General features: G+C 72.7%; 24 protein-coding genes and 1 pseudogene. 12 read left to right on the forward strand and 13 right to left on the reverse strand.

All coding sequences use genetic code 11. The features are described from left to right. The 6 genes from CCL05_RS11145 to CCL05_RS11170 all read right to left on the reverse strand — a co-directional run. On the reverse strand, positions 1–236 hold a 236-nt coding region (locus tag CCL05_RS11145), incomplete at its 3' end, for an aldo/keto reductase (protein ID WP_143589869.1). Continuing rightward, on the reverse strand, positions 233–1,045 hold the full coding sequence (locus tag CCL05_RS11150) for an ATP-binding cassette domain-containing protein (RefSeq protein WP_086560336.1): 813 nt from the start codon (positions 1,043–1,045) through the stop codon (positions 233–235). The genes CCL05_RS11145 and CCL05_RS11150, both read right to left, overlap by 4 nt. Beyond that, the gene (locus CCL05_RS47140; protein WP_279629930.1) at positions 1,042–1,899 is read right to left on the reverse strand and encodes an ABC transporter ATP-binding protein; all 858 of its coding nucleotides are present in this window, start codon (positions 1,897–1,899) and stop codon (positions 1,042–1,044) included. The genes CCL05_RS11150 and CCL05_RS47140 overlap by 4 nt, the downstream gene beginning before the upstream one ends. A 23-nt stretch (positions 1,900–1,922) precedes the next feature. Beyond that, complete coding sequence (locus CCL05_RS11160; RefSeq protein WP_086560338.1) at positions 1,923–2,837, reverse strand: ABC transporter permease; 915 nt, start codon at positions 2,835–2,837, stop codon at positions 1,923–1,925. A gap of 3 nt (positions 2,838–2,840) precedes the next feature. Further along, positions 2,841–3,770, reverse strand: coding sequence for an ABC transporter permease (locus CCL05_RS11165; protein WP_086560339.1), 930 nt, complete (start codon positions 3,768–3,770; stop codon positions 2,841–2,843). A 3-nt stretch (positions 3,771–3,773) separates the two neighbouring features. After that, positions 3,774–5,375, reverse strand: a complete 1,602-nt coding sequence (locus CCL05_RS11170; RefSeq protein ID WP_086560340.1) for an ABC transporter substrate-binding protein — start codon at positions 5,373–5,375, stop codon at positions 3,774–3,776. A gap of 220 nt (positions 5,376–5,595) precedes the next feature. On the opposite strand from CCL05_RS11170, the gene CCL05_RS11175 reads away from it, so the two are divergent. The 3 genes from CCL05_RS11175 to CCL05_RS11185 are packed head-to-tail and all read left to right on the forward strand — an operon-like array spanning position 5,596 to position 8,696. Next, positions 5,596–6,813 (forward strand): four-carbon acid sugar kinase family protein, encoded by a 1,218-nt coding sequence (locus CCL05_RS11175; RefSeq protein WP_244204245.1) that lies wholly within the window; start codon positions 5,596–5,598, stop codon positions 6,811–6,813. Further along, positions 6,810–7,868, forward strand: a complete 1,059-nt coding sequence (gene pdxA / locus CCL05_RS11180) for a 4-hydroxythreonine-4-phosphate dehydrogenase PdxA (protein WP_244204246.1) — start codon at positions 6,810–6,812, stop codon at positions 7,866–7,868. Before CCL05_RS11175 ends, pdxA begins: the two co-directional genes overlap by 4 nt. A gap of 15 nt (positions 7,869–7,883) precedes the next feature. Continuing rightward, positions 7,884–8,696, forward strand: coding sequence for a DeoR/GlpR family DNA-binding transcription regulator (locus CCL05_RS11185; RefSeq protein ID WP_086560341.1), 813 nt, complete (start codon positions 7,884–7,886; stop codon positions 8,694–8,696). A gap of 40 nt (positions 8,697–8,736) precedes the next feature. Here the strand turns inward: CCL05_RS11185 and CCL05_RS11190 are convergent, their stop codons facing one another. Together CCL05_RS11190 and CCL05_RS11195 are read right to left on the reverse strand one after the other, a co-directional pair. Next, the gene (locus CCL05_RS11190) at positions 8,737–10,005 is read right to left on the reverse strand and encodes an MFS transporter (RefSeq protein WP_086560342.1); all 1,269 of its coding nucleotides are present in this window, start codon (positions 10,003–10,005) and stop codon (positions 8,737–8,739) included. 260 nt (positions 10,006–10,265) lie between these two features. Next, the gene (locus tag CCL05_RS11195; protein ID WP_086560343.1) at positions 10,266–10,694 is read right to left on the reverse strand and encodes a helix-turn-helix domain-containing protein; all 429 of its coding nucleotides are present in this window, start codon (positions 10,692–10,694) and stop codon (positions 10,266–10,268) included. Between the two features lie 79 nt (positions 10,695–10,773). Between CCL05_RS11195 and CCL05_RS11200 the strand changes: the two genes are divergently transcribed. From CCL05_RS11200 to CCL05_RS11210, 3 genes are read left to right on the forward strand one after another with little or no spacing between them, the layout of a single operon-like run. Beyond that, positions 10,774–11,634: a class I SAM-dependent methyltransferase gene (locus CCL05_RS11200; RefSeq protein ID WP_086560344.1), complete on the forward strand. Its 861-nt coding sequence runs from the start codon at positions 10,774–10,776 to the stop codon at positions 11,632–11,634. A gap of 50 nt (positions 11,635–11,684) precedes the next feature. Then, on the forward strand, positions 11,685–12,395 hold the full coding sequence (locus CCL05_RS11205) for a ThuA domain-containing protein (protein WP_086560345.1): 711 nt from the start codon (positions 11,685–11,687) through the stop codon (positions 12,393–12,395). After that, the gene (locus tag CCL05_RS11210; RefSeq protein WP_086560346.1) at positions 12,365–13,486 is read left to right on the forward strand and encodes a Gfo/Idh/MocA family protein; all 1,122 of its coding nucleotides are present in this window, start codon (positions 12,365–12,367) and stop codon (positions 13,484–13,486) included. The genes CCL05_RS11205 and CCL05_RS11210 overlap by 31 nt, the downstream gene beginning before the upstream one ends. Positions 13,487–13,505: 19 nt before the next feature. Here the strand turns inward: CCL05_RS11210 and CCL05_RS11215 are convergent, their stop codons facing one another. Further along, complete coding sequence (locus CCL05_RS11215) at positions 13,506–14,984, reverse strand: glutamate-cysteine ligase family protein (RefSeq protein WP_086560347.1); 1,479 nt, start codon at positions 14,982–14,984, stop codon at positions 13,506–13,508. Positions 14,985–15,105: 121 nt separating this feature from the next. Between CCL05_RS11215 and CCL05_RS11220 the strand changes: the two genes are divergently transcribed. The 3 genes from CCL05_RS11220 to CCL05_RS11230 all read left to right on the forward strand — a co-directional run bounded on the left by CCL05_RS11220 (position 15,106) and on the right by CCL05_RS11230 (position 18,086). Further along, positions 15,106–16,275 carry an MFS transporter gene (locus CCL05_RS11220; protein ID WP_086560348.1) on the forward strand — a complete coding sequence of 390 codons (1,170 nt, stop codon included), beginning with the start codon at positions 15,106–15,108 and terminating at the stop codon, positions 16,273–16,275. 150 nt (positions 16,276–16,425) lie between these two features. After that, positions 16,426–17,304, forward strand: coding sequence for an SDR family oxidoreductase (locus tag CCL05_RS11225; protein WP_086560349.1), 879 nt, complete (start codon positions 16,426–16,428; stop codon positions 17,302–17,304). 53 nt (positions 17,305–17,357) lie between these two features. Then, on the forward strand, positions 17,358–18,086 hold the full coding sequence (locus tag CCL05_RS11230) for a maleylpyruvate isomerase family mycothiol-dependent enzyme (protein ID WP_086560350.1): 729 nt from the start codon (positions 17,358–17,360) through the stop codon (positions 18,084–18,086). Between the two features lie 25 nt (positions 18,087–18,111). Here the strand turns inward: CCL05_RS11230 and CCL05_RS11235 are convergent, their stop codons facing one another. After that, positions 18,112–18,507, reverse strand: a complete 396-nt coding sequence (locus tag CCL05_RS11235; protein ID WP_086560351.1) for a MarR family winged helix-turn-helix transcriptional regulator — start codon at positions 18,505–18,507, stop codon at positions 18,112–18,114. Between the two features lie 85 nt (positions 18,508–18,592). Here CCL05_RS11235 and CCL05_RS11240 point away from each other — a divergent pair. Together CCL05_RS11240 and CCL05_RS11245 are read left to right on the forward strand one after the other, a co-directional pair. After that, positions 18,593–20,072: pseudogene (locus CCL05_RS11240) on the forward strand (MFS transporter). A 71-nt stretch (positions 20,073–20,143) separates the two neighbouring features. Next, entirely contained in the window at positions 20,144–20,428 is a 285-nt protein-coding gene (locus CCL05_RS11245; RefSeq protein WP_086560352.1) for a DUF6332 family protein, read from the forward strand. Here CCL05_RS11245 and CCL05_RS11250 read toward each other — a convergent pair. Genes CCL05_RS11250 through CCL05_RS11260 form a run of 3 tightly spaced genes read right to left on the reverse strand, consistent with a single transcriptional unit; the run spans position 20,389 to position 24,536 of the window. Further along, positions 20,389–21,054: a response regulator transcription factor gene (locus tag CCL05_RS11250; protein ID WP_086560353.1), complete on the reverse strand. Its 666-nt coding sequence runs from the start codon at positions 21,052–21,054 to the stop codon at positions 20,389–20,391. The genes CCL05_RS11245 and CCL05_RS11250 overlap by 40 nt on opposite strands. 33 nt (positions 21,055–21,087) lie before the next feature. Further along, positions 21,088–22,311 (reverse strand): sensor histidine kinase, encoded by a 1,224-nt coding sequence (locus CCL05_RS11255; protein WP_086560354.1) that lies wholly within the window; start codon positions 22,309–22,311, stop codon positions 21,088–21,090. A gap of 53 nt (positions 22,312–22,364) precedes the next feature. Then, positions 22,365–24,536, reverse strand: a complete 2,172-nt coding sequence (locus tag CCL05_RS11260) for an MMPL family transporter (protein ID WP_086560355.1) — start codon at positions 24,534–24,536, stop codon at positions 22,365–22,367. A gap of 130 nt (positions 24,537–24,666) precedes the next feature. Between CCL05_RS11260 and CCL05_RS11265 the strand changes: the two genes are divergently transcribed. Continuing rightward, positions 24,667–25,461: an AfsR/SARP family transcriptional regulator gene (locus tag CCL05_RS11265; RefSeq protein WP_158102445.1), complete on the forward strand. Its 795-nt coding sequence runs from the start codon at positions 24,667–24,669 to the stop codon at positions 25,459–25,461. Positions 25,462–25,464: the final 3 nt, after the last annotated feature.

Here is a 25,464-nt window from a genome sequence, read left to right on the forward strand (position 1 = left end):
TTGGTGGCCAGCACGATCCGGTCGCGGCGGCCGGGCAGCAGTTCCCCGAGCAGCCGCTCGCTGTCGCCTCCGGCGTAGCCGTTGGCGGTGTCCACTCCGGTGAGTCCGGCGTCGAGCGCGGCGTCCAGCATGGCCGCCGCTCCCCCGCGGTCGACGGTGTCGCCGAAGGTCATGGTGCCGAGCACCAGCCGCGAGAGCGGGACGGTGGTGGTCGGCAGGGTGATGCCGGTCGTCACGAGGGGCTTCCTTCCGGTACGCGGCGCGGTTTCACGCCCTGGATGGCGGTCGGGTCGAGCGCGGCCCGGCGCAGGGCCCGGGTGTAGGGGTCGGCCGGGGCGGCGAGGACGGTCTCGGTCCGCCCGGCCTCGACGACGCGCCCGGCCCGCATGACCACGACGTCCGTGCTCATCTCGCGCACCACGCCCAGGTTGTGCGCGATGACGAGGTAGGCGATGCCGGTCTCCTCCTGCAACTCCCTGAGCAGCGCGAGCACTTGGGCCTGTACGGAGACGTCGAGCGCGGAGGTCGCCTCGTCGCAGACCAGCAGGTCGGGGCGGGAGGCGAGCGCGCGGGCGATGCCGATGCGCTGCCGCTGGCCGCCGGAGAAGTCGGCCGGGCGGCGCTGGAGCGCGGACGGGGGCAGGCCGACCTGGTCGAGCAGTTCGGCGGCGCGGCGGGCCCGTTCGGCACGGTCGGACACGCCCGCGAGGCGCAGCGGCTCGGCGACGATCTGCTGGGCGGTGAGATGCGGGTCGAGGGAGCCGTAGGGGTCCTGGAAGACCATCTGCACGCGGCGCCGCAGCGGTCGCAGTCTCCGTTCGGGCAGGCCGGCGATGTCCGTGCCGTCGAGGACGATACGGCCGGACCGTGGGGTGAGCAGCCGGACGAGGGCGCGGGCGAGGGTGGACTTGCCGCAGCCGGACTCGCCGACGACGGCGAGCGAGCCGCCCTTGTGGAGCTGGAAGCCGACCTGGTCGACGGCCCGGAAGGGGCCGCTCGGTGTCGGGTATTCGACGACCAGGTCCTCTACGGACAGCAGCGTCATGTGGCGGCTCCCGGTACGGCGGTCTCGTCCTCGTCCCAGGCGCCCAGCCGGGGCACCGCGGCGAGGAGGGCGCGGGTGTAGGGCTCGGCGGGCTTGTCGACGATCCGTTCGGCCGGGCCCGACTCGACGAAACGGCCGTCCTTCATGACGTGGATGCGGTCGGAGACCAGCCGGGCCACGCCCAGGTCGTGGGTGATCATCAGCATCCCGATGCCGGTGCGTTCCTGCAGTTCCATCAGCAGGTCGAGGACGCTCGCCTGCACGGTGGCGTCCAGGGCCGAGGTGGGCTCGTCGGCGACGAGCAGTTCCGGGTCGCCGGCCAGGGCGATGGCGATGAGGATGCGTTGCAGCATGCCGCCGGAGAACTGGTGCGGGTAGGCTTTCCAGCGGGTCTCCGGCCGGGTGATGCGCACCTGTCCGAGCAGGTCGATGCCCTTGTCCCGGGCTTGTGCCCGGGACAGTCCGGGGTGGCGCAGGCGGATGGCGTCGCCGAGTTGCCGGCCGACGGTGTGGACGGGGCTGAGGGCGGTCATCGGGTCCTGCGGGATCAGGGAGACGGTCCGGCCGCGTACCGCGCGGGCCGCGCCGGGGTCGGCGACGACGTCCCGGCCGCCGATGCGGACGCTGCCCGACAGCACGGCCAGTCCCTCCGGCAGCAGGCCCAGGACGCCCATCGCGGTGGTCGACTTGCCGGATCCGGACTCGCCGATGAGGGTCACGGTCTCACCGCGGCCGACGGTGAAACTCACCCCGTCGACGGCCCGGACGACGCCGTGGGCGGTGACGAGTTCGATCTGGAGGTCACGGACATCGAGCAGCGGTGTCATGCTCGCGCTCCCTTCCGGGGACGTCATGCTCGCGCTCCCTTCCTGCGGTGTCATGCGCCCGCTCCCTTCCGGCGGCGGGTGCGGTCCCGCAGCCCGTCGCCCAGCAGGTTGACGCCGACCACGAGGACGGCGATGACCAGGCCGGGCAGGGTGACCAGCCACCACGAGGTGGTGAGGTAGGCCTGGCCGTCGGAGATGATCCGGCCCCAGGTGGCGAAGGGCCGCTGCGGTCCGGCGCCGAGGAAGCTCAGCGCGCTCTCCAGCAGGACGGCCTGGGCGAGCAGGAGCAGCACGACGAGGCTCACGGGCCGTACGACGTTGGGGACGACGTGCCGAGTGAGGACCGACCAGCCGCGCAGGCCCAGCACGCGCGCGGCGGCGACGTACGGTTTCTCGCGCTCGACGAGGACGAGGGAGCGGGTCAGCCGTGCCACCTCGGGCCACTGTGCGACGGCGATCACGCAGGTGATGACGGTGACCGACGGCCCGAAGAGGGCGACCACGAGCAGCAGCATCATCAGCAGCGGCAGGGCGAGCTGGGCCTCCAGGAAGCGGGAGACGAGCGCGTCGACCCAGCCGCCGAAGAACCCGGCCGCCGATCCGGCGACGATGCCGATCAGCCCGGACACCAGGACCGCGAGGACACCGACCGACAGGGAGACCTGGCCGCCGTGCAGGATGCGCGACAGCAGGTCGCGGCCGAGCTGGTCGGTGCCGAGCAGGTGCCCGTCGCTGAGCGGCGGCAGTCTGCGCTCCGACAGGTCCTGGGCGTTGGCGTCCGGCAGCGGCAGCAGACCCGCCAGGGCGACGGGCAGGACGACGAGGGCCGTGCAGACGGATCCGGCCCAGATCTTGAAGCGGGAGCCGCGCCGCTGCCGGGTCGCGGTGGCCCGGGCCAGGTCGCGGGCGGTGACGGCGCTGGGCCGCTCGGTTCCGGCGGCCGGGGTGGACGTGACACTGGCCATGGGTCAGGCCGCCTTTCCGAGTCGTACGCGCGGATCGAACAGCGGGTAGGCGAGGTCGACGAGGAGCTGGACGAGGATCGCGAGGGTGGCCGTGACGAGGACGGTGGCCTGGATGAGGGGGTAGTCGCGGGTCTCCAGGGCGCGGACGACGAGCGAGCCGACGCCCGGCCAGCCGAAGACGACCTCGACGACCACGACACCGTTGAGCAGCGCCGCGAACCGGGTGCCGAGGGCGGTGACGAGCGGCACGGCGGAGTTGCGCAGTCCGTACTGCCAGGTCAGCGCGCGCTCGGAGACGCCTCGGGAGCGGGCGACCGTGGTGTAGGGGGCGGCGAGCGCGGTGGTCATCTCGCGGCGCACCAGGCGTGAGATCAGCGCGAGTTGGAGGACGGCGACGGTCACGGTGGGCAGGACCAGGCCGTTCCAGGAGGTGAATCCGGAGGCGGGCAGCACCGGGAGCAGCACGGAGAAGACGGTCAGCAGCATCACGCCGGTCCAGAAGTCCGGCATCGACTGCCCGGCGATGGTGAGCACGTTCGCGCCCAGCTCCCGCTTGGTGTCGGCGCGCCGGGCCATCCACACGCCGAGCGGCACGGCGACGACGGTGGTGACCGCGATGGCGGAGACCGCGAGGGTGATGGTGTACGGCAGCCGGTCCATGACCACGTCGAACGCGGAGGCGTGGAAGGAGTAGCTGGTGCCGAGGTTCCCGGTGCACAGGTCGCGCAGGAAGATCCCGTACTGGGCGATCAGCGGTTCGTCGAGGCCGAACTGGGCGCGGATGCGGGCGAGATCGGCGGCCGTGGCGCTGGGCGCGGCGTAGGCGGCGGCCGGGTCGCCGGGGGCGAGACGCAGCAGCAGGAAGACCGTGGTCAGGGTGAGGAAGACGGCCAGCAGGCTCTGGCCGATGCGGCGGACGAGGTAGGTGGCCACGGCTCAGCCCTCCAGCCGCACGGCGGACAGGTCGTAGGAGTTGAGCTGGAGCAGGCCCAGGTCGTGCACGCGGTCGCGGCGGGCGAGCATCGTCTTGGGGGCGAACGCCCACAGGCTGGGCCAGGTGTTCCAGATGGCGTGCTGCACGGCGGCCAGCTTGCGGTCCCGGGCGGCGGCGTCCGTCTCGGTGGCGGCGTCCTCCAGGCGGCGCTGGATGTCGGGGACGACGTAGCCCATGTAGGTGTCGCGGGTGCGTTCCCGTTCGGGGGTGCCGCCGTACATGCCCTGGAGGGAGGTGAGGGCCTGGCCGGTGGTGCCGGGGAAGCCGTTGCCGATGACGTCCCAGTCGCCGCCCCGGCCCTGGCGCCACTTCAGGATGTCGCCGCCCGGTTCGAACTGGAGCAGGGAGGCGCGTACGCCGATGTCGCGGAACATGTCGGCGACGGCTTCCATGACGGAGTTGTCGGCGGCGAACTCGCCCGACTCCCAGATGACGCGGATCCGCAGGCCTTCGGCGCCCAGTTGCCTCAGCTGCGCCCTGGCCTTGCGCGGGTCGTAGGTGTAGGCGCCGGTGCGCACGGCGCCTTCGAGGGCGAGGGGGACGACCCCTTCGGCGGCTTCGGCGGAGCCGGTGAGGACGTCCCGGATCAGTGCCTCGCCGTCGATGGCGTAGGTGAGGGCGCGGCGGACGCGGGCGTCGGCCAGGGGGTGGTCGTCGGGTTTGCGGAAGTTGTAGAAGAGCTGGGAGATGCGGACGCCGGAGGTCTCCTGGACGGTGACGCCCGGCAGCCCGGTGAGCTGCTCGGCCGAGTCCGGGGTGAGGGTGTCGACGACGTCGAGTTCGCCGCTGCGCAGGGCGATGACCCGGCTGGACTCCTCGGGCACGAAGCGCACCCGGACGGTGTCGACGTGGGCCGGGCGGCCCCAGTAGCGGGGGTTGCGGGCGAGGGTGTACTCGCCGGCGCCGCTGTTGGCCTCGATCACCTTGTACGGGCCGGAGCCGACGCCGCTCTGGAGTTCCTCGGGGCGGTTGGCGGCGGCCGGGGTGATGTGGATGTTGGCCATCAGCCGGTCGAGGACGGGCACGGGGCGCTCGGTGTGCAGCGTGAACGTGCGCTCGCCGGTCTTCTCGACGGTGGGCAGTTCCGGGAAGAGGCCGAGCAGGAAGGAGCCGTTGACCTTGCCGTACATCTTCAGGGCGGTCGCGACGTCCTCGACGGTGACGGGGCTGCCGTCGGAGTAGCGCACGCCTTGGCGCAGCCGCACGCTCCAGGCCGTCGGCCCGGTCATCTCGAACCGGTCGGCGAGGACGCGCTGGACCCTCATGCCGGGGCCGATGCGGGTGAGGGCCTCGCGGACCGCGCGCTGCACGGTGACGGCCGCGTCGAACTGGTTGAGCTTGTTGTCGAGGCTCACCAGGGAGCGGTTCAGGCCGAGGGTGAGGGTGCCGGGGCCGGGGGCTCCGGTGGGTCCGGCGCAGGCGGACAGGGGACCGAGGGCGAGGCCCGTGCCGCCGAGGGCGCCCAGGCGGAGCAGGGTGCGGCGGCGCAGGGGCTCTCGCGGAGAGGGACGGTCCGGGGGTGCGTGGTGAGGGCTTGGGGTCATCGTCGACCTTCTCGCGTTCCGGGGGCGACCGGCTCGTGGTGTTCGCGCGGCTCTCGCCTCGGGCCGGTTGGGGGGTCCGGCCGGCGGGATACGAACAGGTGTCGCGCCGGAAAAGGTGGCACGACTGCGCGAAGTGCGCAAGGGGTCTCGCGCATTTCGCGCAAGCCGTGTCATCATCGGTTCCCGAGGCAGCCCGACCGGGCCGCCCGAGGAGGTGCTCGTGTCCCTCTCCGCAGCCGGCCTTGCCCGGCCTGTGCTCGCGCTGGCCGACGATCTGTCCGGTGCGGCCGAGACCGCGGTGGCGCTGCGCTCGCCCGCCCGGATCCTGCTGGGGCCGGTCCCCGGACCGGTGGCGTCGGCGCCCGGCGAGTCGCTCGTCCTCGACCTCGACTCCCGGCAGTTGCCCGGCGACCGGGCGGCGGGCGCGGTACGGGACGCCACGCGGTCGGTCCCCGCCGGAACGGTGCTGTTCAAGAAGGTCGACTCGCTGCTGCGGGGCAACCTCGCCGCCGAGGCCGCCGCCTATGCGCGAGGCAGCGCGGGCGTGGTGATCGCGACCGCGCTGCCGCCGGCCCGGCGCACGGTCCGGGACGGGGTCGTCCACCTCGACGGGACCCCGCTGCACGAGACGAGTGCCTGGCGTGCCGAGACCCGGCCCGCGCCGCGGTCGGTCGCCGCCGCGCTCGGCGATCTGCCGTCGGCGCCGGTGCCGCTCACGGTCGTGCGCGGCGCGCCCGGCACACTGCGTGATGAGCTTCGTGCGCGTTTCGCGCAGGGCCGGCACCCGGTGTGCGACGCCGAGACCGAGGCCGACCTCGACGCGATCGCCGCGGCGGCCCTCGAACTGGGCCCCGGGATACGGCTGTTGGGCACGGGCGGACTCGCCGGCGCACTGGGACGGCTCCTGGGCACGTCCGGGGAGAACGCCCTCGCGCCCGGCGAAGTCGTCCGGCCGCTGCTGCTCGTCGTCGGCACCGCCGAGCCGTCGGCGCGCAGACAGGTCGCGCACGTCCTCGCGGACGGCGCCCACCAGGTCTCCCTCAGCACCAGCGAACTCCTGCGCTCCCCGCGACGGCTGCCCCCTCCCGTCGCCGCCGTCACGGTCGTCCGCATCACCGGAGAGACCGGCCCCGCCATGGCGCGCCGCCTCGTCGCCGCGCTCGCCGACACCGTCGCCGACGCGGCGCACGGCTGCGACCTGGTCCTCACCGGCGGCGAGACGGCCCGCCGTGTCCTGGACGTCCTGCGCGTCACCGACCTGCGCCCCGTGGGCCAGATCCACCACGGTGCGGTCCTCTCCCGCACACCCGACGGCCGCTCGGTCGTCACCCGGCCCGGCAGCTACGGCGAGGCCGACTCCCTGCGACGCATCGTCCGGGCGCTGCGCCCCGCCCCCGTACGCCCCGTTCCGACCGACCCCACAGGAGTAGCCCCGTGAACGCAGCCCCCTCCGCCGCCACCGCCGGCCAGAACGCGGCCTCCGCACGGCCGCTCCCGGTCATCGCGGTCACCATGGGCGACGGCGCAGGCATCGGGCCCGAGGTCATCGTGCCGGCGCTGCTGCACCCCGACACCCTGCGCGACTGCCGACCGGTGGTCGTGGGGGACGCCGAGCGCCTGCGGCAGGCGGCCGGCATCCTCGGTGTCAGCTGCGAGATCGTGGCCGTCGAGCACCCCGCACAGGCGGAGTTCACGCCCGGCCGCGTCAACGTCATCGACCTCGGACTGCTCCCCGCCGACCTGCCCTGGGGCGAGCTGTCCGCCGTCGCGGGCGACGCCGCATACCACTACGTACGCGTCGCCGCCGAGCTGGCGCTGCGCGGCGAGGTGGACGGCATCTGCACCGCCCCCCTCAACAAGGAGGCCCTGCACGCCGCCGGCCATCTCTACCCCGGCCACACCGAACTCCTCGCCCACCTCACAGGCGTCGAGGAGGTGTCGATGATGCTGTCCACGCCCAGGGTGAAGGTCATTCACGTCACCACCCACATCGGGCTCATCGACGCGGTGAACCGCATCGAGCCCGGACTGGTGGAACGCACGGTGCGCCGCGGTCACGAGGCGATGGTGCGGGCCGGGACCGCCGAGCCGGTGATCGGCGTGTGCGGCATCAATCCGCACGCGGGCGAGAACGGCCTGTTCGGCTACGGCGAGGAGGAGACGAAGATCGTGCCGGCGCTGGAGGCGGTCCGCGCCGACGGCATCGACGCGCGGGGCCCGCTGCCCGCGGACACGGCGTTCTACCTGGCCTCGCGGGGCGACTACGACCTCATCGTCGCGATGTACCACGACCAGGGACACGGGCCCGTCAAGGTCCTCGGCATCGAGGCCGGGGTCAACCTCACCGTCGGGCTGCCGGTCATCCGCACCTCCGTCGACCACGGCACGGCCTTCGACATCGCCGGTACCGGCCGGGCCGAGGCCGGTAGCATGGTCGAGGCTCTGCGCCAGGCCGCCGAGATGTCGACCGCTCCGGCCGCCCAGGACATTTAAGGACACCAAGAACCGATGTCTGTGATCGGATCCAAGGCGCGGCGCGACCGCATCGTCCACCTCGCCACCACCACGGGTCTGGCGAGCGTGGAGGAGCTCTCCCAGCTGTTCGGGGTGACGGCCTCGACCATCCGCCGCGACCTGGCCAAGCTCACCACGGACGGCCGGCTGGCCCGTACGTACGGCGGTGCCATGGCACTGGCCGCGCATCCCGAGGCGTCGCTGCGGCAGCGGGTCGGCGAGGCCTTCGAGGCCAAGCAGGCGATCGCGCGCTGGGCGGCGGCGCAGGTACGGCCCGGCGAGACGCTGCTGCTCGACGCCGGGTCCACGGTCGGCGCGCTCGCCCACGAGCTGCGCACGGCCGAGGACATCACCGTGGCGACCACCGGACTCACCGCCCTCCAGGCCCTGTCCGACGTCGAGACGGTGCACGTCGAGTGCCTCGGCGGCACGCTGCGCCCGCTCAGCCAGGGCTTCGTCGGCCCGCTCACGGAAGCCGCACTGGAACGCATGACGTTCGACCGGGTCTTCCTCGGCACGGACGGCATCTCCCCCGAACTCGGCATCTGCGAGGCCGACCTGCGCCAGACCCGCCTCAAGGAACTGATGGCCCGCCGCGCCGACCACGTCTACGTCCTCGCCCACGCGGCCAAACTGGGCCGCCGCCCGTTCCACGCCTGGACGGCCCTGCGCGAGGGCTGGACCCTGATCACCGACGACACGGCCGACCCGACCGTGCTCGGCGAGCTGCGGACCCGGGGCGTGACGACGGTGACGACGACACCGGACCCGACACCGGCCGGACCGAGGAGGAACGGCGACGGGTAGGGCTTGCGCGGGGCCGGGGCCTCGCGCCGCGTGCGGGACGTCAGGGGTGGACCGTGCCCGTCGCCGCCGTGCTCGGGGCCTGTGAGCCGCTGGTTCCGAAGTGGATGCCCTTGGCCTCCTTGCCGATCGCGCTGAGCAGGATCACCACGACCAGGGTGGGCACGACGGTCCACGCCATCGCCGACGGATACCCGTGGCGCTCGGCGATCGCCTCCTGGATCGGCAGGTTCAGCGCGGCGATCAGGTTGCCGAGCTGGTAGGTGACGCCCGGGTAGAAGCCCCGGACGGCGTCCGGGCTCATCTCGGTCAGATGGGCCGGGATGACGCCCCAGGCTCCCTGCACGCACACCTGCATCAGGAAGGACGACAGCATCAGCCAGCCGACGGTCGTGGACAGCACGAAGAACGGCACCACGACCAGGCCCCCGGCCGCCGCGATCATGATCGTCCGACGGCGGCCCAGCCGTTCGGAGTACGCGCCGAGCAGCACACCACCGATCATGGCGCCGATGTTGTACACCACGGCGATCGCGATCGAGGTGTTCGCGGACAGCTCCAGGCCCTTCTTCACGAAGGTCGGGTAGATGTCCTGCGTGCCGTGCGACATCCAGTTGAAGGCGGTCATCAGCGCGACCAGGTAGACGAAACGCCGCAGCACCGCGGGGTTCTTGAACACCTGGTGCGCGGGGGTGCGGTTGAGCCGGACGGTCTTCTCCCACACCTCGCTCTCCTCCACCCGGCTGCGCACCCACAGCGCGACCAGCGCGGGCAGCAGGCTGAAGGCGAACAGTCCCCGCCAGCCGAAGGCGGGCTCGATGACGAAGAACGCCACGGCGGCCAGCAGGTACCCCAGCGAGTAGCCGCTCTGCAACAGCCCCGACCAGAAGCCACGCCTCGCCGCCGGGATCTTCTCCATGGCCAGGGCCGCTCCCAGGCCCCACTCGCCGCCCATGCCGATGCCGTAGAGCAGGCGCAGCACCAGCAGCACGGTGTAGTTGGGCGCGAAGGCGCAGGCGAAACCGACGATCGAGTAGAAGACGACGTCCACCATGAGCGGGACGCGACGGCCGCGCCGGTCGGCCCAGACGCCGAACAGCAACGCGCCGACGGGCCGCATCACCAGCGTCGCGGTGGTGAGGAAGGCCATGTCGGTCAGGGAGACATGGAAATCGTCGGCTATCTCGCTGTAGACGAGCACGACCAGGAAATAGTCGAACGCGTCCATCGCCCAGCCGAGATAGGCGGCCACGAACGCGTTGCGCTGGTCTTTCGTCAGACCCGCTGCCTGCCCTTTCACGGTGTTCAGCACTGCGGCCTCCCGAAGTTCGCCGTCGAGGCTAGGCACGGCCCACGGGGAATCGGGCAAAGCGCGAACCACGATTGAACCAAGAGCACCGACGGCCCTGGCTAGTGCCCCGGCAGGCAACGTTTGCCCGTCAAGGAGCGGCGTCCGGTGCGTCCTCTCGGCGGGCCGGCCGGACGTCCTCGTACTGGATCTTGGGCTTTCGGCCGGTGCGGCGAGAGGGCGTGCCGGGCGTCGCGACGGGGCGAACGTTGCCTGTCGGGGCACTAGCGGAGCGGAACCCGCCTTCCCGGCGCCGCGACACCGCCGGAGGCCGCCGCGTCGAGGAGGCGGCGGAAGGTCGGGCACTCCAGGTGGCTCGGCGCGGGGCACGCGGCGGCATGCCGCAGGGAGTCGCGCAGCACGCCCAGTTCGCGGATCCGGTGGTCGAGTTCGTCCGCCTTGGCCGCCAGCTTCCGCCGGTCGATCCGCGGCCGCCCGTCCGGCGCGAACATCTGCGCGATCTCGTCGAGCGAGAACCCGGCGGTCCGCCCCAGCGCGATCAGCGCCAGCCGCTCCAGTACGCCCGGGTCGTACTGCCGGCGCAGGCCGCGCCGGCCCGTCGAGGAGATCAGCCCCTTCTCCTCGTAATAGCGCAGGGTCGATGCCGGGACCCCGGCGCGGTGCGACACTTCCGCGATGTCCAGCTCTGTCATTCTGCATTGACCTCAAGTCGACTTGAAGTAGAACGCTGTCACCCCGGGACGACGAAGGCAACCAGAAAGAGAGACAGTCATGGACGCTGCGCGCAGGGCCGAGGACGAGCAGGCAGCCCGCTGGAAGGGGCGCGCCGGTCATGCCTGGGGCGATCTGAAGGGCGTGCTGGACGACATGTTCAGGCCCTTCGAGGAGCTCCTCGTCGACGCCGTCGCCGCCGAACAGGCGCGGGACGTGCTGGAGGTCGGCTGCGGTACGGGCGGCGTCACACTGGCCGTCGCGCGACGGCTCGGCCCGGCCGGCCGCTGTGTCGGCGTCGACATCTCCGAGGCGATGATCTCCACCGCCCGGGAGTACGCCGGGCAGGAGGACGTCCCGGCGTCCTTCCTCTGCGCCGACGCCCAGGACCACCCCTTCGAATCCGGCACCTTCGACGCCGTCATCTCTCGGTTCGGTGTCATGTTCTTCAGCGATCCCGTCCGGGCCTTCGCCAACCTCCGGCGCGCGGCCCGGGACGAGGCCGCGCTGCGGTGCGTCGTCTGGCGCGATCCGGCCGAGAACCCGTTCATGACGACGGCCCAGCGCGCCGCCGCGCCGCTGCTCCCGGACCTGCCCGTCCGGGGGCCGGACGAGCCGGGACAGTTCGCCTTCGCGGACCCGGACAAGGTCCGGCGGATCCTGACCGGGAGCGGGTGGGCCGGGATCGACATCCGGCCGGTCGACGTGGTCTGCACCCTGCCCGAGAAGGAACTGGTCCGCTACTTCACCCGGCTCGGTGCGGTCGGCATGCACCTGCCCGAGGTGGACGAGCAGACCCGCGACCGGGTCGTCGAGACGGTCCGGGCCGCCTTCGACCCCTTCGTGCACGGCTCGGAAGTCCGCTTCACCGCGGCCTGTTGGACGGTCGGCGCCCGGGCCTCGGCAGCGAAATTTTCGTGAGGCCCGGCCCCCTTTCGTGAGCGCGGACGCCCCCGCATAGTGAGATCACGATGACGCAGAAGAGAGCACTGGTGGTCCGCGGCGGCTGGGAGGGGCACCAGCCGGTCGAGGCGACGGAACTGTTCCTGCCCTTCCTGCGGAGCAACGGATACGCCGTCCGGGTCGAGGAGTCGACCGACGTCTACGCCGACACCGCCGAGTTGGCCGGCACCGACCTGATCGTGCAGTGCGTCACGATGTCGGAGATCACGCGGGAGCAGCTCGCGGGGCTGAGCTCGGCGATCGTGGCCGGCACCGGGTTCACCGGCTGGCACGGCGGCATCGCCGACTCGTTCCGCGCCTCCTCCGACTATCTCCACCTGGTGGGAGGGCAGTTCGCCACGCACCCGGGCAAGGAACCGTGCGAGCGCCAGGGCGGGGCGGAGGACAACTTCCTGCCGCACACGATCGCCCTCACCGAGGCCGGCCGCGAGCATCCCGTCACCGCGGGCATCGAGGACTTCGAGCTGCACACCGAGCAGTACTGGGTGCTGCACGACGACCTCATCGACGTCCTGGCCACCACCACGCACCCCACCAGGGCGTGGGAGCCCTGGCACCGGCCGGTCACCTCGCCGGCGGTCTGGACCCGCCGGTGGGGCGCCGGGCGGATCGTGGTGACGACACCGGGGCACAGCGTCGACGTGCTCGAGAATCCGAGCGTCCGCACCATCATCGAGAGGGGCATGCTGTGGGCGACGCGCACCGCATCGGCGTCGTAGGGCTCGGCGTCATCTCCCGCGCGTACCTGGACACGCTCGCCGGCCGTTCCGCCGTGCGGGTGACCGCGGTCGCCGACCTCGACGCCTCCCGGTCGGCCGCGGTCGCCGCCGAGCTGCCCGGCGTACGGGCGCTGACCGTCGAGGAGCTGCTGAGCAGCCCGGACGTGGACACGGTGCTGAACCTCACCACTCCCGGGGCGCACGCCGCGATCGCCCTCGGGGCCATCGGCCACGGCAAGAACGTCTACGGGGAGAAGCCGCTCACCGCCACGCTCGCCGAGGCCCACACCGTCATGGCGGCCGCCGCGCGGGCGGGCGTCGGGGTGGGGTGCGCGCCGGACACCGTGCTGGGCACCGGGGTCCAGACGGCGCGGGCGGCCGTGGCGGCGGGACGCATCGGACGCCCCCTGTTCGCCTCGGCCGTGATGGTCACGCCGGGCCACGAACGCTGGCATCCGCATCCCGACTTCTACTACACCGAGGGCGGCGGCCCCCTGCTGGACATGGGGCCGTACTACCTCGCGTCCCTGATTCACCTGCTGGGCCCGGTGCGGGCCGTGACGGGGGCGTCCAGCCGGCTGCGCGCCGAGCGGGTCATCGGTTCCGGTCCGCGTACGGGCGAGCGGATACCGGTGGAGGTGGACAGCCATGTCTCCGGTGTGCTGGAGCACGTGGGCGGGACGCTGACGACGATCACGACGAGCTTCGACGGGGTGGCCACCACGGCGTCCCCGATCGAGGTCCACGGCGAGGCGGGAACCCTCGCCGTCCCGGATCCCAACCGCTTCGACGGCGACGTACGGCTCTTCGGTCTCGGCGACACCCAGTGGCGCACGCTCCCGCCGTCCGCGGGCTACATCGACGGTGCGCGGGGCGTCGGGCTGCTGGACTTCGTCGCCGCCGACGGGCGGCGGGCACCGCGCGCGAACGGCGAACTCGCCCTGCACGTACTGGAGACCATGACCGCGCTCCTGCGTTCGTCGGCCGAGGGGCGGCGGATCGAGCTGACGACGTCGGCTGAGCCGCCCGCTCCCGTCCCGCTGACCGCCGCCGAGGAGTGGGGAGGCCAGGCCGCCCCGAGCCCGGCGTGACCCGGTGACGTCCCTGCGGTCAGTCCACGGGCCAGGTGTGCGCGGGCGCGTTCATGTGCATGTAGTCCATGTACGTGGCGGTCATCTGCCGCAGCGCCTCCCGCCGGTCGGAGACGCCGGCCTTCTCCAGATGGTGGACCGTCTCCGCCTGCCACAGGGCGCCGTTGCGCGCGGTGACACAGCGCTGCTCCACGATGCCGAGCAGGGGTTCGCGCCAGGCCGCGTCCATGCCGGCCAGCTCCAGACCCCGGTGGGCCAGCGGCAGCAGACGCCGCAACACCAGTTCCGTGACCGGTACTTCGCCCACGCCGGGCCAGTACAGGCGGGCGTCGATGCCGTCGCGGGCCGCCGTGTGCAGGTTCTCCTCGGCGACCGCGAAGGACATCCGCGTCCACACCGGCCGGTCCTCGTCGACGAGGGCGCGGGTGAGGCCGTAGTAGAAGGCGCCGTTGGCGATGATGTCGGCCACGGTGGGGCCGGCGGGCAGCACCCGGTTCTCGATGCGCAGATGCGGGCCGCTGTCGGTGACGGCGTAGACGGGGCGGTTCCAGCGGTAGATGGTGCCGTTGTGCAGGGTCAGTTCGCCCAGTTGCGGAACGCCGCCGCGGTCGAGCTCCTGTTGCGGGTCCTCGTCCTCGCACAGCGGCAGCAGGGCCGGGAAGTAGCGCACGTTCTCCTCGAAGAGGTCGAAGACGCTGGTGATCCACCGCTCCCCGAACCACACCCGGGGCCGTACGCCCTGGGCCTTGATCTCCTCCGGGCGGGTGTCGGTGGCCTGCTCGAACAGGGGGATACGGGTCTCGCGCCACAGCTCCTTGCCGAACAGGAAGGGCGAGTTCGCCGCGAGGGCGATCTGCACGCCCGCGATGGCCTGGGCCGCGTTCCAGTAGTCCGCGAACTGTTTGGGGGCGACCTGGAGATGGAACTGGGTGCTGGTGCAGGCGGCCTCGGGGGTGATGGTGTCGGCGTACGTCGACAGGCGCTCCGCGCCGTCGATCCTGATGCGCAGGTCCTCCCCGCGCGCCGCGAAGATCTGCTCGTTGAGCAGCCGGTAGCGCGGGTCGCCGGAGAGGGCGGACTCGCTGACGTCCGCCTCGTCCAGGGTGGGCAGGATGCCGACCATGATCAGGTGGGCGCCCACGGCCGCGGCGCGGTCCTCGGCGTGGTTCAGGGCGTCCCGGATCGTCTGCTCCCAGGCGCCGGGGCCGCCGGTCGTCAGTTCCCGCGGCGGGATGTCGATCTCCAGGTTGAAGCGGCCCAGCTCGCTGGACCAGGCGGGGTCGGCGATCGCCTGGAGGACGTCGGTGTTGCGCATCGCGGGCAGCCCCTGGTCGTCCACCAGGTTGAGTTCGATCTCCAGCCCGACCCGGGGGCGCTCGCTCTCGAAGCTGGACTCGCGCAGCATCCGGGCCAGCACTTCGAGGCCGGTCTGCATCTTGGCCCGGTACCGACGGCGGTCCTCCCGTGTGAACACCAGGGCCGGCACGTCACGTCCCATGTACGCTCCCGAGGTCCCTCGGCGGATGGCTCTCGTCCCAGCGTCGCACCTTGTCGGGGTGCCCGCACCCACCTAACCTGAGTTTGTGCCGCAAATAAACAAACCCCGAACGCACAGTGCCGTGCCGGGCGACGGCAACTCCCTCACCACACTCCGCACAGTGATCACCGTCTTCTTCGCCCTCGACGGCTTCGTCTTCGCCGGCTGGGTCGTGCGCATCCCCGCCATCAAGGAGCAGACCGACGCCTCCGCCAGCGCCCTCGGCCTCGCCCTCCTGGGCGTCTCCGCCGGAGCCGTCGTCACGATGATCCTCACCGGCCGCCTGTGCCGCCGTTTCGGCAACCACCGGGTCACCGTCGCCTGCGCGGTGCTGCTCTCCCTCAGCGTGGCCCTGCCCCCGCTGACCCACTCGGCCCTCGCGCTCGGCCTCGTCCTGCTGGTCTTCGGCGCCGCGTACGGCGGGATCAACGTCGCCTTCAACAGCGCCGCCGTGGATCTCGTGGGCGCGATGCGGCGGCCGATCATGCCGAGCTTCCACGCCGCGTTCAGCCTGGGCGGCATGGTCGGCGCCGGGCTGGGCGCCCTGGTCGCGGGGTCCCTCTCCCCCACCCGGCACCTGCTGCTGCTCACCGTCACCGGACTGCTCGTGACCGCCGTGGCGGGCCCGGTTCTGCTCCGGCACGAGCCGCCGACGCCGCCGGAGCAGCAACGGCCGACGGAGGACGCCCCGCGCCGCCTGGACGGCCGTACCCGAGGACTCGTGCTCGTCTTCGGCCTGATCGCGGGCTGTACCGCGTACGGCGAGGGGGCGCTGGCCGACTGGGGTGCCCTGCACCTGGAAGAGGACCTGGCCGCCTCGCCGGGGGCCGCGGCCATCGGCTACTCCTGCTTCGCGCTCGCCATGACGGTGGGCCGCCTGACCGGCACCACGCTCCTGGAGCGCCTGGGGCGGACCCGGACCGTCGTGGCGGGCGGTGCCACCGCGGCGGCCGGGATGCTGCTCGGCTCGCTCGCCCCCGCCCTGTGGGCGGCCCTGCTCGGGTACGCGATCACGGGCATCGGCCTCGCGAACCTCTTCCCCGTGGCCGTGGAACGCGCGGGCGCGCTCGCCGGTCCCGGCGGAGTCGCCACGGCCTCCACGCTGGGCTACGGCGGCATGCTGCTGGGGCCGCCCGCCATCGGGTTCATGGCGGACTGGTTCTCCCTCCCGGCCGCGCTCACCAGCGTGGCGATCCTGGCCGCCGTGGCCGCGCTCATCGGTTTCGCGACACGGCGCGCCGCGGCGGGCTGATCCGGCAGGCCGGCCTGCCGGACGTCCGGCGAACAACCAGCCGGACAACCAGGTGATCGGCGCCCCGGCATCGGGGTACCCGGGGCCTCGTCCGTTGTGATCACCGGTTGCGATCACCGGGCCGTACGCCATGGACAAGGAGGCAGACCCGTGACCGATCAACAGCACCCCGGCGACCAGCACCCCACCCCGGAGTTTCCCTCCCAGGACCAGCCGCACCCGGGCTGGACCGGCCCCATGGACCCGCCCCCGGACCACGGCGAGCAGTCCTACCGGGGCAGCGGCCGGCTGGACGGCCGCAAGGCCGTGATCACCGGCGGGGACTCCGGGATCGGCCGCGCGGTCGCCCTGGCGTTCGCCCGGGAGGGGGCCGATGTGCTCTTCACTCACCTGGACGACGAGAAGGACGACGCCGCCGAGACCGCGCGGCTGGTCGAGGATGCCGGGCGGCGTGCCGTGCCCGTCTCGTGCGACGTACGGGAGGAGGAGAACTGCCGCGCGCTGATCGACCGTGCCGTCAAGGAGTTCGGCCGGATCGACGTCCTGGTGAACAACGCGGCGTACCAGATGTCGCAGCCCGACGGCATCGAGGCGATCTCCACCGAGCAGTTCGACCGGGTGCTGCGCACCAACCTGTACGGCATGTTCTGGCTGTGCAAGATGGCCCTGCCGCACATCCCGGAGGGCGGCAGCATCATCAACTCCACGTCGGTGCAGGCCTACAAGCCCAGTCCGCATCTGCTGGACTACGCGACGACCAAGGGCGCGATCGTCACGTTCACGCAGGGGCTGGCGCAGATGGTGATCGACAAGGGCGTCCGCGTCAACGCCGTGGCGCCCGGCCCGGTGTGGACGCCGCTGATCCCGGCGACGATGCCGGACACCCGGAAGTTCGGCAAGCAGGCGCCCATCGGGCGGCCCGCGCAGCCGGCCGAGATGGCACCGGCGTACGTCTTCCTCGCCTCCCAGGAGGCGTCGTACATCACCGCCGAGATCGTCAACGCCACGGGCGGCACACCGCTGCCGTAGCGCCCCGCGGAAATTCCGGCGCCTGAACGCGCCCCGTACGGCAGACTCGCGCCATGGAGACCGCCGAGTTCCTTCAAGCGCTGGAGACAGAGGGCCGGTTGCTGGCCGCGGCCGCCGAGGAGGCCGGGACCGACGCAAAGGTGCCGACGTGCCCCGACTGGCACGTACGCGATCTGCTGCGGCACACGGGCGCCGTGCACCGCTGGGCCGCGTCGTACGTCGCCGAGGGGTACGGCGAGCGCCGTCCGCTGGGTGACGCCCCGGACCTCGACGGCGCGGAGCTCGTGGCCTGGTACCGCGACGGCCACCGCCGTCTCGTCGACACGCTGGCCGCCGCCGCACCGGACGTGGAGTGCTGGTTCTTCCTGCCCGCCCCGTCCCCGCTGGCCTTCTGGACCCGGCGGCAGGCACACGAGACGGCCGTGCACCGGGTCGACGCGGAGTCCGCGCGCGGAGCCGGCATCACGGCCGTCACTCCGGAGTTCGCGACCGACGGCATCGACGAACTGCTGCGCGGCTTCCACGCCCGCTCCAGGAGCCGGGTCCGCACGCCCGAGCCGCGCGTCCTGCGCGTGCGCACGGACGACACCGGCGCGGTGTGGACCGTACGGCTGTCGTCCGAGCCGCCCGTGACCACGCCGGGCGGCTCCGGGGACGCCGAGTGCGAACTGTCCGGCCCGGCCGAGCGGTTGTACCTGGCGTTGTGGAACCGGGCTCCCCTGCCGTCGGTCACGGGCGACCAGGAGCTCGCCGCACTGTGGCGGGAGACCTCGGGAATCTGACCCGCCTCAGGGCATCCGACCGGGCTCAGCCGTCCGCCAGCATCCGCGCCAGCACCGCACGCTGCACGGGCAGTACCTCACCGTGCAGCGCGCGCCCCTTCGCCGTGAGCGCGACGCGCACGCCCCGCCGGTCCTCCGGACACATGCAGCGCTCGACGAGTCCGTCCTTCTCCAGCCGGGCGATCAGCCGCGACAGCGCGCTCTGGCTCAGGTGGACCCGCTCGGAGATCTCCTGGACGCGGTAGGAGGGCGTGCCGTTCGCCGTCCGGCACCCGGCGAGAACGTCGAGCACCTCGAAGTCGCTGGCGCACAGGCCGTGTTCGTGCAGAACCCGGTCGAGTTCACACTGTGTTCGCGCATGCAGCGCCAGAATGTCGCGCCACTGTTCCACGAGCGCCTGCTCGGCCTGCTTCGCCGCCATGCGCCGCACCGTAACAGAGAACCCTGATTGTTGCACCTGAATTAAATGCGCTTGCATTACATGCATGTGCATGTAATCTCTCGGCATGACCTCTCCGCTCACCACTCCCACGTCCGACGGGCGTTGGACTCCCCGGCTCTGGGGCACCCTGCTTGCTCTGCGCCGCGATGTTCCTGGACGCCCTGGACGTGTCCATGGTCGGCGTCGCGCTGCCCTCCATCGGCGCCGACCTCGGCCTGTCGACCTCGGCGCTGCAATGGATCGTCAGCGGCTACATCCTCGGCTACGGCGGGCTGCTGCTGCTCGGCGGACGCGCCGCCGACCTGCTGGGCCGGCGCCAGGTCTTCCTGGTGGCGCTGGGCGTCTTCGCGCTGGCCTCGCTGCTCGGCGGCCTTGTCGACTCGGGTCCGCTGCTCATCGCCAGCCGCTTCATCAAGGGCCTGAGCGCGGCCTTCACGGCCCCCGCCGGCCTGTCGATCATCACCACGACGTTCCCCGAAGGCCCGTTGCGCAACCGGGCCCTCGCCATCTACACCACCTGTGGCGCCACCGGCTACTCGATGGGCCTGGTCTTCTCCGGCCTGCTCACGGAGGCCAGCTGGCGGCTCACGATGCTCCTGCCCGCCCCCATCGCACTGATCGCCCTGCTCGTGGGCCTGAAGCTGCTGCCGCGCACCGAGCGCGAGCGCGGCCAGGGCGGCTACGACGTCCCCGGCGCCGTCCTCGGCACCGCCTCGATGCTGCTGCTCGTCTTCACCGTCGTCGAGGCGCCCGAGGTGGGCTGGGGGTCGGCCCGGACCGTCCTGTCCTTCGCCGCCGTCGCCGTCCTGCTGGCGGCCTTCGTCGCCGTCGAGCGGCGCAGCCCCAGCCCGCTGATCCGGCTCGGTGTACTGCGCTCGGGGCCGCAAGTGCGGGCGCAGCTGGGCGCGTTGACGTTCGTCGGCAGCTACATCGGCTTCCAGTTCCTGGTGACCCTCTATATGCAGCAGCTGCTCGGCTGGTCGGCGCTGCACACGGCCCTGGCCTTCCTGCCGGCGGGCGCGCTGGTGGCACTGTCCGCGACGAAGGTGGGCGCCGTCATCGACCGGTTCGGCACGGCCCGGCTGATGGTGCTGGGCTTCGCCCTGATGGTGACCGGCTACGTGCTGTTCCTGCGCATCGACCTCGACCCGGTCTACGCGGCGGTGATCCTGCCGACGATGCTGCTGGTCGGCTCGGGCTTCGCGCTCACCTTCCCGTCCCTCAACGTCCAGGCGACCAACGGTGTCGACGAGCACGAGCAGGGCATGGTCTCCGGACTGCTCAACACCTCGGTCCAGGTGGGCGGCGCGATCTTCCTCGCGGTGGTGACGGCGGTGGTGACCGCGAACGCCCCCGAGCGGGGCGACGCCTCCCCGCAGGCCGTCCTCGACAGCTACCGGCCCGGCCTGCTGGTCGTGACGCTCATCGCCCTCGCCGGCCTGCTGATCACCCTCACGGGCCTGCGGACCCGGCCGGAGCGGCCGTCCGTCGTGGTCGCCAAGTCCACCCCGAAGGAGACGGAGCGCGTCGCCGTACGCGACTAGGGGGACCGTCTCCGAGCGTGTGCCCGGCGGGCTGCCTTGCCCGCCGGGCACACCGCTGTTTGACTCGCCGTATGACCAGTCACGGGGGACGGCGTACGCAGGCCGAGCGGGATGCGATCACCGTCGAGATCGGGTACGCGCTGTGCAGTGCTGCCTTCGCCGCGGCGGTCGTCTTCGGGGCCGTGGCCGGTCCCGCGCTGCTCTTCGACCTCCCGGACACGCCGGAGCGTCTGCTGCTGCGCGCCGGGCTGGTGCTCACGCCCGTCCTCTTCGTCGCCCGGGTCGTCAGTGTGCTGGTCCGGTTCCGCTCGGCGGCTCAGCCCAGCCAGCCCGGCCGCACCAGCCCGGACTCGTAGGCGAGCACGACCAGTTGGGCCCGATCGCGGGCGCCCAGCTTCACCATCGTGCGGCTGACGTGGGTCTTCGCGGTGAGCGGGCTGACGACCAGGCGGCGGGCGATCTCCTCGTTGGACAGTCCGATGCCGACCAGGGCCATCACCTCCCGCTCCCGCTCGGTGAGCCCCGCCAGCGCGCCGGCCGCCGCGGGTTCCTTGGAGCGGGCCGCGAACTCGGCGATCAGGCGGCGCGTCACCCCCGGCGAGAGCAGCGCGTCACCCGCGACCACCGCCCGTACGGCGCGCAGGAGTTCCTCCGGCTCGGTGTCCTTGACCAGGAAGCCGGAGGCGCCCGAGCGGATCGCCTCGAAGACGTACTCGTCGAGCTCGAAGGTGGTGAGCATGACCACCTTGACCTCCTTCAGGTCCGGGTCCCCGGTGACCCGCCGGGTCGCGGCCAGGCCGTCGAGCACGGGCATGCGGATGTCCATCAGGACGACGTCGGGCCGCAGTTCGCGGATCCCGCGCACGGCCTCCTCCCCGTCGGCGGCCTCCGCGGCCACCTCGATGTCGGGCTGCGCGTCGAGCAGCGCCCGGAACCCGGCCCGGACCAGTGACTGGTCGTCGGCGAGCAGTACGCGGATCACCGTCGTCCTCCTGACGTGGTTCTGGGATACGGCTCAACGGCCGACGGAAGCCCTCAACGGAAGTACGGCGAGCACCCGGAAACCGCCGTCCGGCCGGGGCCCCGCCTCGATGGTGCCACCCAGCGCGGCGGCCCGCTCCCGCATACCGGCCAGCCCGTTGCCGCTGCCGCCGGCGTCGGCGCCGGTGGCGGGCCCGTCGTCGTCGACGCGCAGCCGCAGCACGTCCGCGTCGTGCGCGAGGTGCACGCGCGCGTGCCGCGAACCCGAGTGCCGCACGACGTTGGTGAGGGCTTCCTGGACGATCCGGAAGGCGGCGAGGTCCGTGCCGGGAGCGAGCCGGGGCGGCTCCCCCTCGACCTCCACCGTGAGGCCCGCGCTCGCCGCCTGCTCCACCAGCTCGGGCAGCCGGTCCAGCCCGGGCGCGGGCGCGCGCGGCGCGGCACCGGGCGCGCGCAGCGTGTCGAGCACCTGGCGCACCTCGCCAAGCGCCTCCTTGCTCTGTTCCTTGATCGTGGTGAGCGCGGTACGGGCCTGCTCGGGATCGGAGTCGAGGAGCGCGAGGCCGACACCCGCCTGCACGTTGATCACGGAAATGCTGTGGGCGAGCACGTCGTGCAGCTCCCGCGCGATCCGCAGCCGCTCCTCGTCGGCCCGCCGCCGCGCGGCCTCGGCGCGCTCGGCCCGCTCCCTGGCCCACTGCTCGCGCCGGACCCGGAACAGCTCCGACACCGCCGCGATCGCCACCACCCAGGTGGCGACCACCAGCTCCTCGCCCCAGGAGGCGGCGGAGTCCCCCGACGGCGGCAGCCACTGGTAGAGCCAGTGCGCCACCAGGACGTGCCCGGCCCAGAGCGTTCCCATCGCCGCCCATGCCGCCCGGCGATGCCCGGCGACGATCGCGCTGAAGCACGCCAGCGCGACGGTGAGGAACACCGGCCCGTACGGATACCCGGCCCCCAGGTAGACCATGACGGCACCAGCGGTGCCGAAGACCACGGCCACCGGGTACCGCTTGCGCCACAGCAGCAGCGCCCCGGCCACCAGCAGCAGCACCCGCGCGAAGACGTCCAGTGCCGCCCGCTCGCCCGCCTGGCCGTGAGCGGCGAAGTTCGAGCCGACCAGCACGAAGACCGTGACGACGACGGTGGACCGCCAGGGCCACCGGGGCACGCGCTCCCCCTCGCCCCACCGGTCCCACCAGGGAGGTCCGTGCCGCCACCACTGCGGCGGACCGCCCCGCACCCGCTGCTCATCCATACCGGCCACGCTAGACGCCGCCGGCCCGCGGGGGCGTCAGCCAGACGCGGTGATCACACGTACTCCCGGGGAAGTACGTCGTCCGCCGGGACCCCCTCACCCTCCCTGACCCGCAGCCGGCGCAGCCGCCGCGGCGCCCACCAGTTCGCCCGCCCGGCCAGCCGCATGGTCACCGGCAGCAGCACGACCCGGATCAGGGTGGCGTCGACGAGGATCGTCAGGGCCGTGCCGAGGCCGAGTTCCTTGAGGAAGACGACCCCTCCGGTGGCGTACGACAGGAACGACAGCGCCAGGATCCCGGCGGCGGCCGTGATCAGCGGGGCGCTGCGCCGGATGCCCTCCCCGACCGCGCGCCGGGTGTCGCCGGTGCGGTCGTGCTCCTCCTTGATCCGGGCCACCAGGAACACCTCGTAGTCCATCGACAGCCCGTAGGCCACGCAGAACATCAGGACCGGGATGCTCGGCTCGATCGACCCGGTGGGAGTGAAGCCGAGCGCTCCGGACAGGTGCCCGTCCTGGAAGACCCACACCAGGCAGCCGAACATGACCGACAGGCTGAGCAGGTTCAGCACGGTCGCCTTCGCCGGCAGCAGCACGCTGTTCGTCATCAGGAAGAGGATCACGTACGTCGCCACCAGCACGAGCCCCACGGCGTACGGGAGCCGGTCCAGGAGCGTGGACCGGAAGTCGGTGGTCTCGCCGGGGTAGCCGCCCACCAGGACGGGCGCCGGGGCCGGGGCCTGCCGGACGCGTTCGACGAACGCCGGCACATCGCCGGACAAGGCCTCCTGTGTGGGCACGACGGCCAGGCGCACCCGTCCGTCGGACGCCGTCAGCCGGTCCTGGCCGGACGGGCCGGTACGCCGGCCGTCCTGAAAGGCCCCTTCGGGCGCGTCGACCTGGAACACACCGGGCAGGCGGGAGAGTTCGGCGGCGTACGCGCGCGTGCCGGCCGGTTGGGCAGGGGGTGCGGTGAGGACGGCCTGGACGGTGTCCGTGGGTTCGGCGGCGAACTCCCGGTGCACGATCTCCGCGGTGGTGCGCGAGGAGGTGCCCTCGGGCAGCGTGCGTTCGTCGGGCAGGCCGAAGCGCAGTCCGAGCAGGGGCGAGGCGGCGACGAGGAGGACGGTCAGCACCCCGGCGCCGGCCAGGAACGGGCGGCGCATGGCGATGAGCGCGGACCGGTGCCAGAAACCGGAGGCGGGCACGGCGGCACGCTCCACCCGGTGCCCCCAGCGGGCGAGGGCGGCGGGCAGGAACAGCACCGCGCCGGCGACCGCCGTCACCACCACGAGCACGCCCGCGTAGGCGAACGAACTGAGGAAGAAGAACGGGAACACCAGCAGCGCGCACAGCGACACCGCGACGGTGACGCCGCTGAAGAGGACCGTGCGTCCCGCCGCGGCGGTGGCGCGGGGCACGGCGGCCCGCTGGTCGTGTCCGGCGGCCCGCTCCTCGCGGTACCGGTTGATCACGAAAAGGCTGTAGTCGACGCCCAGTCCCAGTCCGAGGACCAGCGCGAGGTTGGCGGCGAACGTCGACACCTGGGTGAACTGCGCGATCACCCGCAGCCCGGCGAGCGTGCCGACGACGGAGAACAGCCCGACCGCCAGGGTCAGCAGGGCGGCGACGGTGCGCCGGTAGACGAGGATCAGCAGGAGCAGGACGACGGGGAGCGCGAACGCCTCCGCGCGCAGGAAGTCGGCGCGGGCCTGCTCGCCGACCTGCCGGGAGATCTCCTCCTGGCCACCCACGCGGACCTCGATGTCGGCGGTGGTGCGGGTCAACAGGGGTGACAGGGAGGCGAGTTCCTCGCGGGTGTCGGTGGCCGTGCCCTCCAGGCGGACGAGGATCAGGGCCCGGCGGCCGTCCTTGCCGCGCAGGGCGGGGCTGTCGGCGTTCCAGTAGGCGGTGACGTCCGTGACGAGGGGCAACCGCTCGATCTCGTCGGTGAGTTGCCTCGCCGCCCGCTCTGTGCGCGGGCTGTCCACGTCGCCGTCGCGCGCCGTGACCAGGAGGGCGAGGTTGGGGTTGCCGGTGCGGAAGCCGTCGCGCAGGGCGTCGGCGGCACGCACCGACTCCGTGCCGGGGGAGCTCCAGCGGGACAGGTCGAGGGCGTCCTGGGCGCCGGCGCCGTAGCCGGCGAGCCCGAGGAAGAGCAGGAGGAAGCCGAGCAGCACGGCACGGCTGTGCCGCGCGGACCGACGGCCGAGCCGGGTCAGCATGAGGTGGCCTTTCGCAGCGAGTCCGAAGGAAGTCGCGATGACTTCGGCGGGTGCGAACAGCGTCGGCCCGGCCGCTGGAAGGCCCGCTGGAAGATCCACTGGAACGCGGGGCTCGGGATACGCTCGACGCATGGCCGAGCAGACATCCGGGACCTCGCACGCCGTGCGCATCGAACTGCTCGGCCCGCTGCGCGCGTTGCGCGACGGCGCGGAGATCCCGCTCGGCCCGCCCAAGCAGCGGGCGGTGTTCGCCGTCCTGCTGCTCCAGGAGGGGCGCCCCCTGTCGTACGACGGTCTCGTCGAGGCGGTGTGGGGCGGCGCGCCGCCGGTGCATGTGCGCAATCTCGTGCAGAAGTACGTCTCCGGGCTGCGCCGCGCGCTCGGGGAGGGACCTGAGCTGTCCTGGACCGGCTCCGGTTACCGGCTGACCGGCGTCCGCGTCGACGATCTGGCGGAGCGCCGGCTGCTGGTGGACGAGGCGCTCGCGGCACGGCAGGCCGGCGAGGTGCGGCGTGCGGTCGAACTGGCCCACCACGCCGAGGAACTGTGGCGCGGCGACTTCGCCGAGGGCCTGCGGGCGCCGTACCTCGCCGCGGAACGGCTGCGCTGGACGGAGAAGCGGCTCACGGTCCTCGAAGCGCGGCTGGAGGGCGAGATCGAACTGGGCCGTTCCTTCGAGTACGTCCATGAACTCGTCCGGCTCGTCGCGGCCCACCCGCTGCGCGAACGCCTCGCCGAACTGCTGATGCTCGCCCTGTGCCGGACCGGCCGGCCGGCGGACGCGCTCACGGTGTACGAGGAGGCCCGGCGGCGGCTCGCCCACGCGATGGGGGCGGACCCGGGGCCCGGCCTGCGGGCCCTGCACGCCCGGGTCCTGCGCCAGGATCCGGCACTGCTGCCCGGGCCGCCGGTTCCGGTGGCCTGAGCG

The sequence above is a fragment of the Streptomyces africanus genome, assembly GCF_002150735.1.
GTDB classification, from domain to species: domain Bacteria; phylum Actinomycetota; class Actinomycetes; order Streptomycetales; family Streptomycetaceae; genus Streptomyces; species Streptomyces africanus.

Excerpts from the sequence above, each read along its gene's own strand:
- CCL05_RS11185 (WP_086560341.1), top strand. The coding sequence starts at position 7,884 with ATGTCTGTGATCGGATCCAAGGCGCGGCGCGACCGCATCGTCCACCTC.
- CCL05_RS11230 (WP_086560350.1), top strand. The coding sequence starts at position 17,358 with ATGGAGACCGCCGAGTTCCTTCAAGCGCTGGAGACAGAGGGCCGGTTG.
- CCL05_RS11205 (WP_086560345.1), top strand. The coding sequence starts at position 11,685 with ATGACGCAGAAGAGAGCACTGGTGGTCCGCGGCGGCTGGGAGGGGCAC.
- CCL05_RS11265 (WP_158102445.1), top strand. The coding sequence starts at position 24,667 with ATGGCCGAGCAGACATCCGGGACCTCGCACGCCGTGCGCATCGAACTG.
- CCL05_RS11150 (WP_086560336.1), bottom strand. The coding sequence starts at position 1,045 with ATGACGCTGCTGTCCGTAGAGGACCTGGTCGTCGAATACCCGACACCG.
- CCL05_RS11215 (WP_086560347.1), bottom strand. The coding sequence starts at position 14,984 with ATGGGACGTGACGTGCCGGCCCTGGTGTTCACACGGGAGGACCGCCGT.
- CCL05_RS11260 (WP_086560355.1), bottom strand. The coding sequence starts at position 24,536 with ATGCTGACCCGGCTCGGCCGTCGGTCCGCGCGGCACAGCCGTGCCGTG.
- CCL05_RS11195 (WP_086560343.1), bottom strand. The coding sequence starts at position 10,694 with ATGACAGAGCTGGACATCGCGGAAGTGTCGCACCGCGCCGGGGTCCCG.
- CCL05_RS11160 (WP_086560338.1), bottom strand. The coding sequence starts at position 2,837 with ATGGCCAGTGTCACGTCCACCCCGGCCGCCGGAACCGAGCGGCCCAGC.
- CCL05_RS11235 (WP_086560351.1), bottom strand. The coding sequence starts at position 18,507 with ATGGCGGCGAAGCAGGCCGAGCAGGCGCTCGTGGAACAGTGGCGCGAC.
- CCL05_RS11255 (WP_086560354.1), bottom strand. The coding sequence starts at position 22,311 with ATGGATGAGCAGCGGGTGCGGGGCGGTCCGCCGCAGTGGTGGCGGCAC.
- CCL05_RS47140 (WP_279629930.1), bottom strand. The coding sequence starts at position 1,899 with ATGACGTCCCCGGAAGGGAGCGCGAGCATGACACCGCTGCTCGATGTC.
- CCL05_RS11200 (WP_086560344.1), top strand. The coding sequence starts at position 10,774 with ATGGACGCTGCGCGCAGGGCCGAGGACGAGCAGGCAGCCCGCTGGAAG.
- CCL05_RS11245 (WP_086560352.1), top strand. The coding sequence starts at position 20,144 with ATGACCAGTCACGGGGGACGGCGTACGCAGGCCGAGCGGGATGCGATC.
- CCL05_RS11170 (WP_086560340.1), bottom strand. The coding sequence starts at position 5,375 with ATGACCCCAAGCCCTCACCACGCACCCCCGGACCGTCCCTCTCCGCGA.